This is a genomic window from Algoriphagus sp. UBA3586 (assembly GCF_002376385.1).
Taxonomy (GTDB): domain Bacteria; phylum Bacteroidota; class Bacteroidia; order Cytophagales; family Cyclobacteriaceae; genus Algoriphagus; species Algoriphagus ornithinivorans.
The window spans coordinates 1-14,689 of the sequence record NZ_DFMT01000028.1 but is presented as its reverse complement, the minus strand read 5'-3'; the positions used below and the strand labels follow the sequence as shown (position 1 = coordinate 14,689).

The window sequence follows — 14,689 nt, the reverse complement described above, 5'->3', positions numbered from 1 at the left end:
AAATAAACCCGATAAATAAAAATGAATTTTCAACTGACAGAAGAGCACCTAGCAGTGCAGGAGGCGGCAAGAGAATTTGCAAATACTGAACTTTTGCCTGGGGTAATAGAAAGAGATACTGAAGCTAAGTTTCCAACTGAGCAAATCAAAAAAATGAGCGAGCTTGGATTTATGGGAATGATGGTGGACCCAAAATATAACGGTGGGGGAATGGATACCATTTCTTATGTCCTAGCTATGGAAGAGTTGTCAAAAATCGATGCCTCTGCTTCAGTCTCTATGTCAGTAAACAATTCTTTGGTGTGCTGGGGTTTGGAAAAGTACGGGACAGAAGAACAAAAAGAAAAATACCTGAAGAAACTAGCTACGGGCGAAGTTTTAGGTGCATTCTGCCTTTCCGAACCGGAAGCAGGTTCAGATGCTACTTCTCAAAGAACAGAAGCCACTAAAGAGGGTGATTATTATATTCTAAACGGAACCAAAAACTGGATTACAAACGGTTCTTCTGCAAGTGTTTATTTGGTTATTGCCCAAACAGACGCCAGCAAGGGACATAAAGGGATCTCCGTATTCATCGTGGAAAAAGGATGGGAAGGATTTGTAATTGGGAAGAAAGAGGACAAACTCGGAATCAGAGGAAGTGATACCCACTCATTGATGTTTACGGATGTGAAAGTTCCTGCTTCCAATAGAATTGGGGAGGAAGGATTTGGGTTCAATTTTGCCATGGAAACCTTAAATGGAGGTAGAATTGGAATCGCTGCTCAGGCATTAGGAATCGCTGCCGGAGCCTATGAGATGTCTGTAGCATATTCCAAGGAAAGAAAAGCTTTTGGGAAGCCAATTAGTCAGCATCAAGCCATACAGTTCAAATTGGCTGATATGGCTACTCAGATTGAGGCTGCCCGAATGCTCGTATACAAAGCGGCTTGGTTAAAAGATCAGGGCGAAGATTATGCACATGCATCCGCTATGGCCAAACTATATGCATCTGAGGTTGCCATGAATGTAACAGTGGAAGCTGTACAAGTTCATGGAGGGTACGGTTATGTGAAAGAATATCACGTAGAAAGGCTGATGAGAGATGCTAAAATCACTCAGATATATGAGGGGACCTCAGAAATTCAAAAAATAGTCATATCTCGAGGACTGCTTAAATAGTCGTATTTTTACTTTTTGAAGGGCGCAATTGAATAAAATTGCGCCTTTTTTAATTTATTTTAACTGATCTTGTAAAAATATTCGTTTTTTTAAATGGAAAAATTATATTTTTGTATCTCAATTTTTCTGCAATAAAATCATGGAATATTACAACAAGGTCATCGAATCGGTAAATGTAAGGTTTTTAAGGGGAAACAATTTTCAGATTGAAAAGCCCATTTCTATAGCCGACCACAAGGAATTTGACAATATGCTCGTCTTGCTTCATCACGGAAGCTTGAAGTTTGGAGAGGATCAGGAAATACTCAATGAAGGCGAAGTTCTTTTTCTTCCAGGAGAAAAAAAGACCTCGCTGACTTTTGGTGGAGGATCCAAAAAGGCTGAGGTATCAATGGACAATTTCCTGGAAAACAAAAAGAAGTATCTTCAGAGTATCAGTTTTAAGGATATTCGCAATGTTCAGGAAGACTGTGTTTCGATTGTTAGCTTTGAATCCAAGGTTTTCGATGTTGTAAACTTTTTCAATTCCTTAGATATTCCTGCTTTCATAATTCGATTCAATGATAGAATAGGAATGTTGATCGAAGATATCATGAAGGAGCTGGAGCAAAGCAGTGTAGGAAAAGAGAGAACTTTAAGAGCCTTAACAGAGGTGTTGGTGATTGAGCTGTTGAGACATATTCTGAAAAATCGTTTGTTCCTGGAAGAGCTTTCTACCAATGTTACCTATTTCAAAGACCCGAGGTTGATTGAGTTGTTCAAATTCATCAAATCAAACCTAGGTGGAGATTTATCCAATAAAGTATTGGCTCAGGTGGCCAATGTCTCAGAAGACTATGTGGGCCAATATTTCAAAATGCTGACAGGAATCAATCCTCAGGATTACATAGAATACCAAAGAATGGAAGCAGCAGTTGACTTATTGAGAACAACCAAAAAATCCATTCGGGACATTGGAAAGGAAGTTGGGTACAAAGACACAGCTTACTTCTGTAGAAGATTTAAAATGATGTATGGAGTACCTGCAGGAAAAATGAGACGCAGAGAATCTTTAATTAACGTGTAAACTTTGATTATACCAATCTTTAAAAGAAAGGACCTCTGTTAGAAAATGGGGGTCCTTTTCTATTTGGTTTCCGATGACAATGACATCTGCTCCGGCTTCAAAGCCCAAATGGATTTTCTGAAGGTTATCAATTCCACCACCAACAATGAGAGGCCCATCCAAATATTTTTTGACTTCCTGAATAACTTCCGTAGCTACAGAGGAGGTCGAGCCACTTCCGGCATCCATAAAGCATAAATCCATTCCCAAAAACTTACCTGCCAAGGCAGTCTTCACTACTTCTTTGATTGATTTATTCAAAATCGGAAGTGTATTCGATTCCCTGTGAACACTTTTGAGCTCTCCATCATTGACTAAGAGATAAGCTGTTGGAAGTACTTCTAAATCGGAATGGTAAATGGATTCTGCAGCAGCAATTTGTTGGGAGATCAGAAATTCCGGATTTCTTCCGGATAGTAGGCTTAAAAATAAAATGCCATCAGCATGATTGGAGACCTGCACCTTGGAACCAGGAAAAATCAGGACAGGAATATTGCCTGCAGAATTTTTTATTTCAAAGACAATTTCATCGAAGTTTTTTTCCCGGTATTTACTTCCTCCAATAAAAATAAAATCAAGCTGAGAGTCTCTGATTGATTTTATATGCGGGATAAGATTTTTGTCAAATTTGGCAGGATCAATCAGCCAGGCAATTCCTTTCTGTTTTTTTTCAAAAAGTCTGTGGAAACTCTTATAAAGAGCCTTCTTCTTCCTTCCCATCAGCCTTTTCCTTTGTAAATAAGTCTTTGAAATATTTTTCCTTAGCCAAAGCCAGACCTAGTATCAACAATCTTTGACTCATGCTAGGCCAGAAACTGGATTTTTTTGGTTTGGTCAATTTTTCTTCCAAATCTTTATCCAACAGGCCTTCCCGCTCCAATACCTCAAGGGCTTTTTGGGTCTTTTTATTCTTTTTCTTTCTAGTGGCTTTTACAATAGCGTAAGCAAGTAGGCCCCCAGCCAGTACGGCTCCCCCTACTTTCAACCAATCCTCGGAATCTCGTTTGAGAAGGTCTAGCTGTTTTTGAAGCGTTTGCTCCAATTCTTCAGCTTGTTTTTCCAATTCATTACTCATCTTTCTTTTTGAGTTTGATTTTGCTAAAAATAAAATTCCTTAAACCTCCCTGCACTTTGGATTGAATGCCTATGGAGTAGCGTCCCAAATACAATGCAACCAAGAGAATCAGATAAAACAGACCAACTAATAAGAAACCAATAAAAGGAGACTCAAATTTTGTGCTGAGATAAAAAGCCAATGACAAACTGAAAAACAAAAGTACTAATAGCGTCAGGCCACCAAGTACCACCAAAAGAATGGTCCGGGATATGATTCCAAGAAATTCTTCTTGAACTTCCTGCTTCACCATATTGACCCTGGTTTCGATCAAACTTTTGACAGTTTGTACTATTTCAGATACTTTGAGCATGCCTATTATTAAAAATGTAACTTTTATTAAGAACACTAATATAATTTAATTGCGACGAGCAAAAAAATCATACTTCCTCAGCTCTCTCCCCTTCTTCGTAAAATTTAAATCTCAAAACAAGTTCTAAGGCTCTTCGAATCGCCTCATTGACAGGATAATGGTCACAAAGAGATTCGTCGATATCCCGTAGCTGAGTGTAGTAGGCAGTTGCCATGGGAATATGAAGATTCTCGTTGATCAATAAATTAACTTCCTGGAATCGATCAACTTGGGATTCTTTGATGGGTTTACAGATAATCAATTCCTTTTGTCCTGTTTTAGTTCTTCTCGCAGAGCTGGCAAATACTCTACAAATCATCCCTCTGTTCTGATAATTGCCACAAAAACCCTTACTTCCATCATCGTTTTGTGGACGGTAGAGAATGCAGTTTCCACCATTTTCCTGAGTTTCCAGAAGGCGAAGGCTTGCTTCAGCAACGCCCTTTTCGTGAAGGTCTAAGGCTAGGGGTAAAAATTCTAAAATGGAGGCTGGGATCTTTGGGTTTGCACAGCAAAAGCCACAACCCGAAATACAAGAAAGTCCACTCTCTGTGGCAAATTGTTTGGACTCTGTCTCAAGCTCAGCAAATAATTGCTGTACCAAGAGGGATTTTTCTGCTAAATTCAAGCGTTATTTAATTTCACGCAAAAGTACGTGTAAACAAACCGGTATGATTCTCTTGACGTAATATTTTTTATTACTGAAAATCAAACCCTTAGAATCTCCGGTCTTTTTTTTACGAAGATTTTGGTTTACTATTTCGGTGTGTCATCGTTTTCTTACTAAAAGTAAATATGTTATGAGCAATTTAGAGGATAAGCAGCAAGAAGATAAAATCAGAAAAGCTTTCAAGGAGCGCGATTGGAGTGAAATCAAAAGCGCTGATTCCTGGGCAATTTTTAAAGTAATGTCTGAATTTGTGGAGGGCTTTGAAAAGCTTGCCAAAATAGGACCTTGCGTGTCAATTTTTGGTTCGGCGAGGACTCCAAGAGATCATAGCCATTACAAAATGGCAGAGGACATTGCTGCTAAATTGGTTCGCCATGGATACGGGGTGATCACAGGAGGTGGCCCGGGTATCATGGAAGCGGGTAATAAAGGAGCCCATTCTGAAGGAGGTAAATCAGTGGGTTTGAACATTGTTTTGCCTTTCGAACAGTTTAACAACATTTACATTGACCGAGATAAGCTGATCACCTTTGACTACTTTTTTGTGAGAAAAGTAATGTTTATTCGGTATTCACAGGGATTTGTGGTTCTACCGGGAGGATTTGGAACCATGGATGAGCTTTTCGAAGCCCTTACCTTAATTCAAACAAATAAAATTGGACGCTTCCCTATCGTCCTTGTCGGAAAAGATTATTGGGAAGGCCTAGTAGATTGGATCAAAAAAACTCTTTTGAGTCATAAGTACATCAATGAAGAGGATCTGGACCTTTTTTCAGTAGTGGAAGATGCTACTGAAGCAGTCCGCGTAATTGATGATTTCTACAGCAAGTATTTATTGAGCCCCAACTTTTAATGAAAAGCTACCACCTTTTTATTATCTATGGGTTATTGTTTACCTGTCTTATTGGGTTGGCAGTTATCTGGAAAAGTTCAGATGGCTCGGTTCCACAAGAAACAGAAGAAACATTGATTCCGATGAGTCTGCCAACCTTACCGGCAGACTCTGTGCGAATCTTTGAGATACCCAAGGAATTGAGTTTTGCAGGGGAGAAAGTTCCTTTAGAAATCCAGGATGTGTATGAAAGGTTGGAGAGGGAAATCTATGTCAACGCCTATTGGCAATCCAATATGGTACTGCTAATGAAGAGATCCGGTAAATATCTGGATGAAATCAGTCAAATTTTGCAAGAAAATGGGATTCCTGATGATTTCAAATATTTGGCAATTGCCGAATCAGCTTTGATGAATGCCACCTCTTCTGCAGGAGCCAAAGGGTTCTGGCAATTCATGGAAGATACAGCTAAAGAATATGACTTAGAGATAAGCAGAGACGTGGATGAGCGCTATCATTGGCAAAAGTCAACTGTAGCAGCAGCGAAGTATTTGAATAAAGCTCATCAAAAATTCGGGAACTGGACTGCTGTAGCAGCAAGCTACAACATGGGACAAAGTGGTCTTTCCCGGCGTCAAACAGAGCAATTACAGGAAGATTATTACGACCTATTGCTCAATGATGAAACGAGTAGATACATTTTCAGAATTCTTGCCTTCAAAGTCATCTTTGAAAATCCCAAGAAATATGGATTTGGGTTGAGGAAGGAAGATTACTATACCAATCCTGCTCTGAAGTCAATCACTGTATCTGATGATATTAAAAATCTCGCAGAGTGGGCAAAACAACGTGGCTCTTCCTACAAAGAATTAAAGCTTTACAATCCATGGCTTAGAGATCGAGATCTAAATGTGAAGAGAGGAAGGTCTTATGAAATTTTGCTGCCGGAATAAATTTCCTTATTTGTGATTTAAACTAATAATATTTGGGAAGTCCTGATATGGAAGAAGACCTTCCAAAAATCCTATTGAAGCCTGTTTTCTTCAAGAAAATTTTAAAAAAGACTTAAGAAACCTGAGATTTCAAAAGATTTTTTTCTCAAGGTTATCCAGACAAAAGTTTTGTTTGTATCTTTGACGGGCAAATAGGGTTACCTACAACCGATATTTGCTATGAATCGAAACTCCGATAAATTTCTCTTCGAAGCACTCACATACGATGACGTGCTCTTAGTTCCAGGGTATTCAGAAGTTCTTCCTCGCGAGACCAACACTTCTACCCAACTCACCAAAAAAATCAGATTAAACATTCCTCTTGTCTCTGCCGCTATGGATACAGTGACTGAGGCTGAGCTCGCCATTGCTATCGCTTTGGAAGGAGGTTTAGGCTTCATTCATAAAAACATGTCTATAGAGAAGCAAGCCGCTCAAGTAAGAAAGGTGAAGCGCTCTCAGGCAGGTATGATCTTAGATCCTATCACGCTTCATATCGATGCAAAAGTGAGGGACGCTGAAAATATCATGCGTGAATTTCACATTGGAGGTATTCCTGTAGTCGATGAAGATCGTGTATTGAAAGGTATTATTACCAATCGCGATTTAAGATTTATCAAAGATCCGAATAGACCGATCCGGGAAATCATGACCATTGATAATCTGATCACAGCCAAAGCAGGCGTCTCTTTGGAGCAGGCAGAGGAAATCCTTCAAGAATATAAAATCGAAAAGCTTCCAATCGTAGATGAGGAAGACAAACTTACCGGCCTTATCACTTACAAGGATATTCTGAAAAGAAAGGATAAGCCAAATGCTTGTAAAGACGAGTATGGACGCTTGAGAGTTGGTGCTGCTGTAGGTGTCACCGCAGACATTGTTGAAAGAGTAGAGGCATTGAAAGCTGCCGGTGTAGACGTAGTATCCATTGATACTGCTCATGGACATTCCAAGGGTGTGATTGAAACCTGCAAAAAGATTAAAACAGCATTCCCTGATTTAGAAGTGATTGTTGGAAATATTGCAACTCCTGAGGCGGCTCTTGCACTTGCAGATGCTGGTGCAGATGCAGTGAAAGTTGGGGTTGGTCCAGGTTCGATTTGTACCACCCGGGTGATTGCAGGAGTTGGAGTTCCACAACTCTCGGCCGTTTATGAATGTGCGCAAGCTTTGAAAGACAAAGGCGTTCCTGTAATTGCTGATGGTGGAATCAGATATTCCGGGGACTTGGTTAAAGCGGTGGCAGCTGGAGGCAGCTCTATCATGATCGGTTCATTGTTAGCCGGGACAGAAGAGGCACCAGGGGAAATGATCATTTTTGAAGGAAGAAAGTTCAAGTCTTATCGTGGAATGGGTTCATTGGAAGCTATGGAGTCAGGCTCCAAGGACAGATATTTCCAAGATGCAGAAGATAATATTAAAAAGCTGGTTCCAGAAGGAATCGTAGGTCGCGTACCTTACAAAGGCTTGGTTTCTGAAGTACTATATCAATTGGTAGGAGGCTTACAAGCAGGAATGGGATATTGTGGTACAAAAACCATTGAAGACCTTCAGCGAGACGGTAAGTTTGTGAAGATCACCGCAGCTGGAGTAAAAGAGTCCCACCCACATGATGTGAGTGTGACAAGAGAAGCTCCTAATTATAGCTTTAAATCATAAAAAAAGGCCGGGTTTGATCCCGGCCTTTTTTATGGCAATAACTTTTCGATTTCGTAATCCTGTAAATGAGCATTGAGCCAACCAGCTTCCAGGTAAGCACCATATTTTTTGTAAAAATTAATTGCGGGTTCATTCCAGTCTAATACCTGCCACATCATTCCTGTACAATTTGCCTCCAGGCATTTTTTCATCACCCGATCAAAAAGCAATTTTCCAGCTCCATTTCCTCTTTCAGACTCAGTTACCACAATATCTTCCAGGTAAAGACGCTTACCTTTCCAAGTGCTGTAGCGATAATAATAAATGGCAATTCCTATAATTTCACCAGACTCCTTTTTTTCACAGACAAAAAGGCCATAAACCGGATTGGCTCCAAAGCCATCCTTTTCCATCATTTCCAAAGTGTTGGTGACCTGTTCTGGAGCTTTTTCATAAAGCGCCAATTCTTTAATGAGTTCTAAAACTCTTGGAAGATCGGCTACTTTTCCTTCTCTTAGTGAGTACATATTTGTTTTCTGTTTTTGGATTTTCCTCAATTGAAAGCCTAAATTAGTCAAAACCTGAATAAAGCATGTTTCTAGCCATTGATGCCGGCAATTCCAATGTGGTTTTTGCGCTTTTTGATGAAAAAACAGGAAAATGGACCAATCATTTTAGGTTGGAAACCAAAACTTCCAAATTAATTTCCCAATTGGGGAAAAAAGTTCCTGTCTATTTTTTGGAGCACAACTTAACTCCTGACACAATTCAACAAATAGGAATGAGCTCTGTAGTTCCGGAAATCAATCAAATTCTCATTGATTTTTGTAAAAATTACTTCGGTCTAGAGCCTTATCTGATCTCTCCAAACAGCTATTCCAAGCTACCGATTAAGACCAAAAGACCTCAGGAAATGGGTACTGACTTGATGTGCAATGGACTTGCCGCTTGGTATAAATTTAAAAATGCCTGCATCGTAGTGGACTTTGGTACGGCTCTAACCTTTACAATTTTGGATGATTCCGGAGAAATAATGGGGGTAAATATTGTTCCAGGGCTACGTACAGCCATCAAGGCTTTATTTATGAATACCTCCAAATTACCCGATGTGGACTTGAAGCTTCCCGAATCAGCAATTGGAAAAAACACAGTTCATGCAATTCAGGCTGGAATCCTTTATGGATACACAGGTTTAGTCAAAGGAATGCTGGAAACCATTCGAAAAGAGGCCCAATTGGATTTCAAGGTAGTTGCAACCGGAGGTCTATCAGAAATTCTGACCTCACTAGAACAAGAGTTTGATACGATTGATAAAAATCTGACTTTGGAGGGTCTCAGATTAATGACTTTGTCAAATCTTTGAACTTACTCAAACCGTAATATGAAATTCGGATCGGGACAAATCTTTTGATAGTGTTCTAAATCTTTTTTTGAAGCTACCCCGGGAAAGTCACCCTGATTTCCCATCATATCCCACATCAGTTGAAAGTGTAAATGTGGAGGCCAATCCCCATTTTCAGGATAGGGACCTACATGACAAAATGCCTCTCCTTTTTGTATTTCTTGACCTATTTGTAGGCCTTTTAAATCTGTCATTGCTAAATGGCCATATAAACTGAAAAGCTGGGTGCCATCCAAGTCATGCTCTAAAATGATGGTAGGGCCATAATTCCCAAAACCTGCATTATCCTGGAAGCTGTGGATTTTTCCTGAATAAGGCGCGTAAACAGGCGTTCCTGCCTCAGTCCATACATCAATTCCCAAATGGATATTTCTGAAATCAGCTTCATCTGTGGCAAATACCTCTGACCTTCGATAAATGGCCCGCTGTTCCATATATCCACCTATTCCAAACTGCTTTCCTTTTGCTTTGAGTTGTTCAAACACAAATTGATCAAACTCCAAAGTGTCGCTTAGGTTCACATTTTCCAGAAAGGTATTAGCTGGACTAAAGTCCAGAGGAAGTGTATTATCTCTGTTTAGGGCTGTTCCCATTACAGGGAAAAAATCATTTGCTTTCCAATTCATATCCGAAGAAAGCAGATTTTGGATTCACCTAAAAATAATCCTCTCAAAATCCTGATTTTTGGTTGAAGGTTCCTAATTTTCAATTATGAAAGAGCAAGAGTTTCCTACCCTCAATGATATCCGCCATGCCTTGGTCAAAATCAAAAATTTTGTCCATCGCACGCCTATATTAACATCCACTGCCATCAATGAAATTGCAGGATGTGAGATTTATTTCAAATGTGAAAATTTCCAGAAAGTAGGGGCTTTCAAAGCAAGAGGAGCTGCCAATGCCGTATTGAAATTAAAACCAGAGCAAAAATCCAAGGGAGTTGCTACTCACAGTAGCGGAAATCATGCAGCAGCTTTGGCCCGTGCAGCAAAAGTGGCGGGTATTCCAGCCTATATAGTCATGCCATCCAATGCTCCCGAAATCAAAAAAAAGGCGGTCAAAGGCTATGGAGGTGAGATAATTGAGTGCGAGCCAAATCTTCAAGCAAGAGAAACAACTCTGGAAAAGGTGGTTCAAGAGACTGGAGCCACTTTCATTCCTCCTTATGACTTTATAGATGTTATTGAAGGACAGGCGACCTGTGCTTTGGAGTTTTTAGAGGACCAACCGGATTTAGAAATTATCATGGCTCCAGTTGGAGGAGGTGGGTTGCTGGGGGGCACGGCCCTTTTAACTCATTATTGGGATGAAGAAATTATTATTTATGGAGCTGAGCCCAGTGGAGCAGATGATGCTTACAGATCTTTAAAAGCAGGACATATCATCCCTCAAACCAAACCGAATACCATTGCCGATGGCCTTTTGACCTCAGTAGGGGTATTGAATTTTGAGTTGATCAAGAAATATGTAAAGGAGATTTTCCTAGCCACTGATCCACAGATTATCGAAGCAATGAGGATGATTTATGAGCGTATGAAAATTGTAATAGAACCTTCATGTGCAGTACCTCTCGCCGCATTATTGGCCAATAAGGAAAAATTTGCAGGCAAAAAAGTAGGTATTATTCTTTCCGGTGGGAATGTGGATTTAGGGAAATTACCTTTTTGATCTTCAGCTTGACAAAAAAAGAAGGGGTAATTCACTATTGAAAAAAGTGCAAGTGATATTACCAGAGTCCTTCTTCTCTATGAATAGGTCTGTTTTCTTTTGAACTTATAAAGGAAGCTTCGATCAGCTTTAGTACGCTGATGGTTTGAGGCACTTGAACTAATAGCTCTTTTTCTTTCAAAATTGCGTCAGCTACATTTTGATAAAAAATTCTATAGTCCCCATTCAGAGTTGAATAGGCTCTACTCTCATTTTCAAGATACAGGTTCCCCCAGCGTTCTTCTGGTTCCACCCCCCAGTCTTTTCCTTCAGGGCGAATATTTGCCTTGAATGCAGCTTCTTGGACATCCAATCCGAATTTTTGATAAGAGCCTTTTTCCCCCAAAAGAAGAAATTTGGGAGTGGGCGCATTGACTAAGACTCCTGCAGTAACTCGGGCTTTTTTATCTCCATAGTCTAGTGTGATATCAAAATAGTCATCTGCAACAGCGTGAGTTCTTTGTTTTCTGATATCTGCAAAAATACTTTTTGGCGCTCCAAAAGTGAGGACCACTTGGTCAATTAAATGCGAGCCTAAATCATAGGTGATTCCATTTCCAGGAACTTCTTTTTCCCTCCAGTTTTCAGAGACTTGGGGTCTGAATCGATCAAAATGAGACTCTAAATACACGATTCTACCCAGTAAATCTTGCTTCAATATTTCTTGAAGCGTCAGGAAATCTCCATCAAACCTACGGTTATGAAATACTGAGCAGATTAGATTATTATCTTTTGCAAGTTGCTGAAGTTCTTCCGCCTCATGGGAATAGATCGTTACAGGCTTATCAACCACTACATGTTTTCCGGCATTTAAGGCCATTTTGGCCATGGGAAAGTGAAACTCATTGGGAGTGGTGATAACAATTAGGTCTGCTCCATCCTGTTCCAGCAATGATTCCAGGCTCCTGTAAGTTTGAACTTTAGGATATTTTTGCTCACAGCGGTTGAAATTTCTCTCCACCACAGCTACTAAATCTAAATCTGGGCATACATCAATGAGTGGGGCATGCATTTTTTCAGCAACAGAGCCGAATCCTACAATTGCAGTACGTATTGGGGAGAATAATTTCATCACAGGTTCATTTCGTGGGCTTTATTGACCAGTTCTACTCTCGAGCTTACCCCGAGTTTATTGTGGATGTTTTTTCGATGCGTCTCTACCGTGCTTTGACTTAGGCCTAATTCTTCAGCAATATCCTTATTGGTCAGACCCTCTTTGATTAATTTAATTATTTCAATTTCCCTTCTGGACAAGCGGTATTTATCTCTAAAGGAGTCAAAAAATGCATTGGGGCGCGCCTGCTCGATTACTCGATCAAAATTTAATACATGCCGCCCTTCATGGACTTCTCGGATTGTAAAGACCAGTTCATCTGGGTCAGCATCTTTCAAAACAAATCCGTCAGCCCCTTTATCTATGGATTCTTTATAGATTTTCTCCTCATCGTACATGGAAAGTACAATTACCTTGGTTTGAGAATTACCTTCTTTTACTGATGATAACACCCCAAAACCATTCAAAATGGGCATGTTGAGATCGGTAAGTACTACGTCGACTTTGCTAGTTTCCAAAAAGTCCACCAGTTCTTTTCCATTGCTAAAAAGTCCAAGTACTTCTAGGTCTTCGTGTTCCTCAAGAAGGCCTTCAATTCCTTTGGCAAATAAGGTATGGTCGTCTGCAATAGCTATACGAATCATGGTAGTCAGGGTGAAATCGAAGTTAAACCTAAAATATTAAACTGGCAAAAGGAGTTTTATTTCGGTGCCTTTTCCTGGGATAGACTGAAGATGGAATTTTCCTCCTATAGTTTCCATTCGCTTTTTTAGATTGGTCATTCCACTGCCGGTGGAAGCAATACTTGAATCAAAGCCTTTCCCATCATCTTTGATCTGGATGAATTTTTCGGTTCCTGAAGAGTCAAGAGTTATGGTAATAGTTTCAGGTGAAGCGTGTTTGATAGCATTGTTGAGGCATTCCTGAATCACCCGGATCAAGATCATTTTTTGCTCTTTGCTAGGTTCCCAGTGGAGATGATTTGCAACAAATTCAGTCTTGCAATATCCCGATGCCTCAATTTTATCTAATTGCTCTTGAATAAACTCCTCCAAATTTAAATTTTCAACCCAGTCCAAATTCAAAGATTTAGAAAGGCTTCTGACCTCATTGATAGTTTTTGAAATCAATTCCTTCCCCTCAGCCTGTCTTTCGGGTTTTGATGAACCCAAATAAAGCTTAGAGAGTGAAAGCAATTGACCGATGTTGTCATGTAATTCCCTGCCGATATGGTTCAGGGTTTCTTGTTGAATCTCGTTTTCAATGTTCAACATCGTTTTTTCAAATTCAACCTGGAGCTGCTCTACCTTTTGCTTATTCTGAACTTGCCGCTGCCTGTGTAAAATTACCATCGCAACAACAAAAGTGGCCATCACAGCAGCCAGAAATACTCCTGAGAATAGTATAAATAAGATTTGACTGTCTTCTCCGCCCATCAGATTTCCGAGTTTTTTAGAAAATTGTTTCTACCTAAATAAAAGAGGGTATTGAAGACTATCGATAGTAAAAAGTACAAAATCATAGATGTGTAATTAAACAGAAAATAAATATCTACCCGATTAAAAGCTAAATATTCAAATGCCACGTCTGCCAATAATGTTAAAACTGATTGAAATAAGATCAAAGAGATGTACCAAAAAGGAAGGAACTGTACTGGATTAAGAGACAAAAAATAGTCTTCTGATATTAAATCCATGAAAAAGAATCCGCTGGCTATTATGAGAGTAATGTTACTGATAAAATAAAAGATCGGTTGAGGTTCGTGAATTTTTTCGATTCCTGAAATTGTTAAAACAATACCTCCCAGGATTAGGATTCCAATTAAGAAGTGCACTATTTTTCTTCTGGTTGGATTTTTAAGGTTTACCCGGATTAGTAGTAAAAATAAAATTTTTGAAAGCAGGTAATTGAAAATATTGAATACCCAAGAGTTCCACCCCTTATACGGATCAGATGTCAATAGATAGTGAATCCTTTCATTTAAAGGCTTATTGACTATCATATTGACAGCTAAGATTTCATAAAAAACCACTAAAACTAAAATAAGAAATGGCAGATAGAATTGTGGTTTCGCTTTTTTCTGTCTTGGAAGAAAGATAAAAAGGATGACTCCGGTCAGTCCAAGAATGACGGTAGATACCAGATAGTAATTGGAGAGAATTCTTTCCCAAAGTGCCTGTATCACATCCAGAATTATTCACAAGTGGGAGGGCAACTAGCCCCCTTATTATAGTATTCCTCTTCCACGCCAGCATGAGTCAGCATTGTGCCCTCAGCGTTTGCAGGAGAGATGACAAGGTTTAGCCTCCCGATATAATCATCCGGATTGTCGGGATAAAGTTGTTGGGCTGTTTCCTCAGTGTATTCTGTAAAATAAATTCTGATACCGCCTTTGTCAGGATCTGTTTTTTGTAAGAGCTCTTCAATCGTCTTTCTGTCAAAAAAGATCCAATTGGTTTGATTATCTACATTTCTACTTGGACCCTGACCTTTTCCGCCCTTTCGGATTTCATCGTCATATTTTTTCTTCATCTGGTCAAAGTCCTTCTTGCTGATTTTCATAGATGGCTTCCGTTAGCTAAATGGTTTTTAAAAAGGTTTATCGAGAAGATGAATATAGCTCATTTTATGCCTCTGATAAAATAAAAAAGAGGCTGTCTCATAA

18 protein-coding genes are annotated in these 14,689 nt (G+C 39.5%); 7 read left to right on the top strand and 11 right to left on the bottom strand.

From position 1 onward, the window contains the following. The first annotated feature begins 21 nt into the window (after positions 1 to 21). Both B2906_RS09305 and B2906_RS09300 read left to right on the top strand, forming a co-directional pair. Positions 22 to 1,161 carry an acyl-CoA dehydrogenase gene (locus B2906_RS09305; protein ID WP_219957439.1) on the top strand — a complete coding sequence of 380 codons (1,140 nt, stop codon included), beginning with the start codon at positions 22 to 24 and terminating at the stop codon, positions 1,159 to 1,161. Between the two features lie 139 nt (positions 1,162 to 1,300). Continuing rightward, the gene (locus B2906_RS09300) at positions 1,301 to 2,227 is read left to right on the top strand and encodes a helix-turn-helix domain-containing protein (RefSeq protein ID WP_219957440.1); all 927 of its coding nucleotides are present in this window, start codon (positions 1,301 to 1,303) and stop codon (positions 2,225 to 2,227) included. Here B2906_RS09300 and B2906_RS09295 read toward each other — a convergent pair. The 4 genes from B2906_RS09295 to B2906_RS09280 all read right to left on the bottom strand — a co-directional run bounded on the left by B2906_RS09295 (position 2,213) and on the right by B2906_RS09280 (position 4,360). Beyond that, positions 2,213 to 2,986 (bottom strand): geranylgeranylglyceryl/heptaprenylglyceryl phosphate synthase, encoded by a 774-nt coding sequence (locus B2906_RS09295; RefSeq protein ID WP_286938566.1) that lies wholly within the window; start codon positions 2,984 to 2,986, stop codon positions 2,213 to 2,215. The genes B2906_RS09300 and B2906_RS09295 overlap by 15 nt on opposite strands. Then, positions 2,958 to 3,341 (bottom strand): hypothetical protein, encoded by a 384-nt coding sequence (locus tag B2906_RS09290; protein ID WP_286938557.1) that lies wholly within the window; start codon positions 3,339 to 3,341, stop codon positions 2,958 to 2,960. Before B2906_RS09290 ends, B2906_RS09295 begins: the two co-directional genes overlap by 29 nt. Continuing rightward, positions 3,334 to 3,693 (bottom strand): phage holin family protein, encoded by a 360-nt coding sequence (locus tag B2906_RS09285; protein WP_144607561.1) that lies wholly within the window; start codon positions 3,691 to 3,693, stop codon positions 3,334 to 3,336. Before B2906_RS09285 ends, B2906_RS09290 begins: the two co-directional genes overlap by 8 nt. A 67-nt stretch (positions 3,694 to 3,760) precedes the next feature. Continuing rightward, positions 3,761 to 4,360, bottom strand: a complete 600-nt coding sequence (locus B2906_RS09280) for a YkgJ family cysteine cluster protein (RefSeq protein ID WP_286938553.1) — start codon at positions 4,358 to 4,360, stop codon at positions 3,761 to 3,763. Between the two features lie 172 nt (positions 4,361 to 4,532). Between B2906_RS09280 and B2906_RS09275 the strand changes: the two genes are divergently transcribed. The 3 genes from B2906_RS09275 to guaB all read left to right on the top strand — a co-directional run bounded on the left by B2906_RS09275 (position 4,533) and on the right by guaB (position 7,885). Then, positions 4,533 to 5,255 carry a TIGR00730 family Rossman fold protein gene (locus B2906_RS09275; RefSeq protein ID WP_091653188.1) on the top strand — a complete coding sequence of 241 codons (723 nt, stop codon included), beginning with the start codon at positions 4,533 to 4,535 and terminating at the stop codon, positions 5,253 to 5,255. Further along, the gene (locus B2906_RS09270) at positions 5,255 to 6,187 is read left to right on the top strand and encodes a lytic transglycosylase domain-containing protein (RefSeq protein WP_286938547.1); all 933 of its coding nucleotides are present in this window, start codon (positions 5,255 to 5,257) and stop codon (positions 6,185 to 6,187) included. Before B2906_RS09275 ends, B2906_RS09270 begins: the two co-directional genes overlap by 1 nt. A 219-nt stretch (positions 6,188 to 6,406) precedes the next feature. After that, the gene (guaB, locus tag B2906_RS09265) at positions 6,407 to 7,885 is read left to right on the top strand and encodes an IMP dehydrogenase (protein WP_091653184.1); all 1,479 of its coding nucleotides are present in this window, start codon (positions 6,407 to 6,409) and stop codon (positions 7,883 to 7,885) included. A gap of 29 nt (positions 7,886 to 7,914) precedes the next feature. Here guaB and B2906_RS09260 read toward each other — a convergent pair whose 3' ends face one another. Continuing rightward, positions 7,915 to 8,391: a GNAT family N-acetyltransferase gene (locus tag B2906_RS09260; protein WP_219957444.1), complete on the bottom strand. Its 477-nt coding sequence runs from the start codon at positions 8,389 to 8,391 to the stop codon at positions 7,915 to 7,917. Positions 8,392 to 8,456: 65 nt separating this feature from the next. On the opposite strand from B2906_RS09260, the gene B2906_RS09255 reads away from it, so the two are divergent. After that, complete coding sequence (locus B2906_RS09255) at positions 8,457 to 9,227, top strand: type III pantothenate kinase (protein ID WP_219957445.1); 771 nt, start codon at positions 8,457 to 8,459, stop codon at positions 9,225 to 9,227. 2 nt (positions 9,228 to 9,229) lie between these two features. Here the strand turns inward: B2906_RS09255 and B2906_RS09250 are convergent, their stop codons facing one another. Continuing rightward, entirely contained in the window at positions 9,230 to 9,892 is a 663-nt protein-coding gene (locus tag B2906_RS09250; RefSeq protein WP_219957446.1) for a peptidoglycan DD-metalloendopeptidase family protein, read from the bottom strand. 85 nt (positions 9,893 to 9,977) lie between these two features. Here B2906_RS09250 and B2906_RS09245 point away from each other — a divergent pair, with 85 nt between their 5' ends. After that, a complete protein-coding gene (locus tag B2906_RS09245) occupies positions 9,978 to 10,931 on the top strand; it encodes a pyridoxal-phosphate dependent enzyme (RefSeq protein WP_219957447.1) in 954 nt (317 codons plus the stop codon). Positions 10,932 to 10,989: 58 nt separating this feature from the next. Here the strand turns inward: B2906_RS09245 and B2906_RS09240 are convergent, their stop codons facing one another. The 5 genes from B2906_RS09240 to B2906_RS09220 are packed head-to-tail and all read right to left on the bottom strand — an operon-like array spanning position 10,990 to position 14,586. Next, a complete protein-coding gene (locus tag B2906_RS09240) occupies positions 10,990 to 12,042 on the bottom strand; it encodes an oxidoreductase (RefSeq protein ID WP_219957448.1) in 1,053 nt (350 codons plus the stop codon). After that, positions 12,042 to 12,668: a response regulator gene (locus B2906_RS09235; protein ID WP_091653168.1), complete on the bottom strand. Its 627-nt coding sequence runs from the start codon at positions 12,666 to 12,668 to the stop codon at positions 12,042 to 12,044. The genes B2906_RS09240 and B2906_RS09235 overlap by 1 nt, the downstream gene beginning before the upstream one ends. A gap of 36 nt (positions 12,669 to 12,704) precedes the next feature. Next, positions 12,705 to 13,460: a sensor histidine kinase gene (locus B2906_RS09230; RefSeq protein ID WP_219957449.1), complete on the bottom strand. Its 756-nt coding sequence runs from the start codon at positions 13,458 to 13,460 to the stop codon at positions 12,705 to 12,707. Then, positions 13,460 to 14,209 (bottom strand): hypothetical protein, encoded by a 750-nt coding sequence (locus B2906_RS09225; RefSeq protein WP_219957450.1) that lies wholly within the window; start codon positions 14,207 to 14,209, stop codon positions 13,460 to 13,462. Before B2906_RS09225 ends, B2906_RS09230 begins: the two co-directional genes overlap by 1 nt. Before the next feature lie 8 nt (positions 14,210 to 14,217). Continuing rightward, positions 14,218 to 14,586 (bottom strand): hypothetical protein, encoded by a 369-nt coding sequence (locus B2906_RS09220; protein WP_091653160.1) that lies wholly within the window; start codon positions 14,584 to 14,586, stop codon positions 14,218 to 14,220. Positions 14,587 to 14,689: the final 103 nt, after the last annotated feature.

Coding starts and splice junctions, on each gene's coding strand:
- B2906_RS09305 (WP_219957439.1), top strand. CDS start 22: ATGAATTTTCAACTGACAGAAGAGCACCTAGCAGTGCAGGAGGCGGCA.
- B2906_RS09300 (WP_219957440.1), top strand. CDS start 1,301: ATGGAATATTACAACAAGGTCATCGAATCGGTAAATGTAAGGTTTTTA.
- B2906_RS09295 (WP_286938566.1), bottom strand. CDS start 2,986: ATGGGAAGGAAGAAGAAGGCTCTTTATAAGAGTTTCCACAGACTTTTT.
- B2906_RS09290 (WP_286938557.1), bottom strand. CDS start 3,341: ATGAGTAATGAATTGGAAAAACAAGCTGAAGAATTGGAGCAAACGCTT.
- B2906_RS09285 (WP_144607561.1), bottom strand. CDS start 3,693: ATGCTCAAAGTATCTGAAATAGTACAAACTGTCAAAAGTTTGATCGAA.
- B2906_RS09275 (WP_091653188.1), top strand. CDS start 4,533: ATGAGCAATTTAGAGGATAAGCAGCAAGAAGATAAAATCAGAAAAGCT.
- B2906_RS09270 (WP_286938547.1), top strand. CDS start 5,255: ATGAAAAGCTACCACCTTTTTATTATCTATGGGTTATTGTTTACCTGT.
- guaB (WP_091653184.1), top strand. CDS start 6,407: ATGAATCGAAACTCCGATAAATTTCTCTTCGAAGCACTCACATACGAT.
- B2906_RS09260 (WP_219957444.1), bottom strand. CDS start 8,391: ATGTACTCACTAAGAGAAGGAAAAGTAGCCGATCTTCCAAGAGTTTTA.
- B2906_RS09255 (WP_219957445.1), top strand. CDS start 8,457: ATGTTTCTAGCCATTGATGCCGGCAATTCCAATGTGGTTTTTGCGCTT.
- B2906_RS09250 (WP_219957446.1), bottom strand. CDS start 9,892: ATGAATTGGAAAGCAAATGATTTTTTCCCTGTAATGGGAACAGCCCTA.
- B2906_RS09245 (WP_219957447.1), top strand. CDS start 9,978: ATGAAAGAGCAAGAGTTTCCTACCCTCAATGATATCCGCCATGCCTTG.
- B2906_RS09240 (WP_219957448.1), bottom strand. CDS start 12,042: ATGAAATTATTCTCCCCAATACGTACTGCAATTGTAGGATTCGGCTCT.
- B2906_RS09235 (WP_091653168.1), bottom strand. CDS start 12,668: ATGATTCGTATAGCTATTGCAGACGACCATACCTTATTTGCCAAAGGA.
- B2906_RS09230 (WP_219957449.1), bottom strand. CDS start 13,460: ATGGGCGGAGAAGACAGTCAAATCTTATTTATACTATTCTCAGGAGTA.
- B2906_RS09220 (WP_091653160.1), bottom strand. CDS start 14,586: ATGAAAATCAGCAAGAAGGACTTTGACCAGATGAAGAAAAAATATGAC.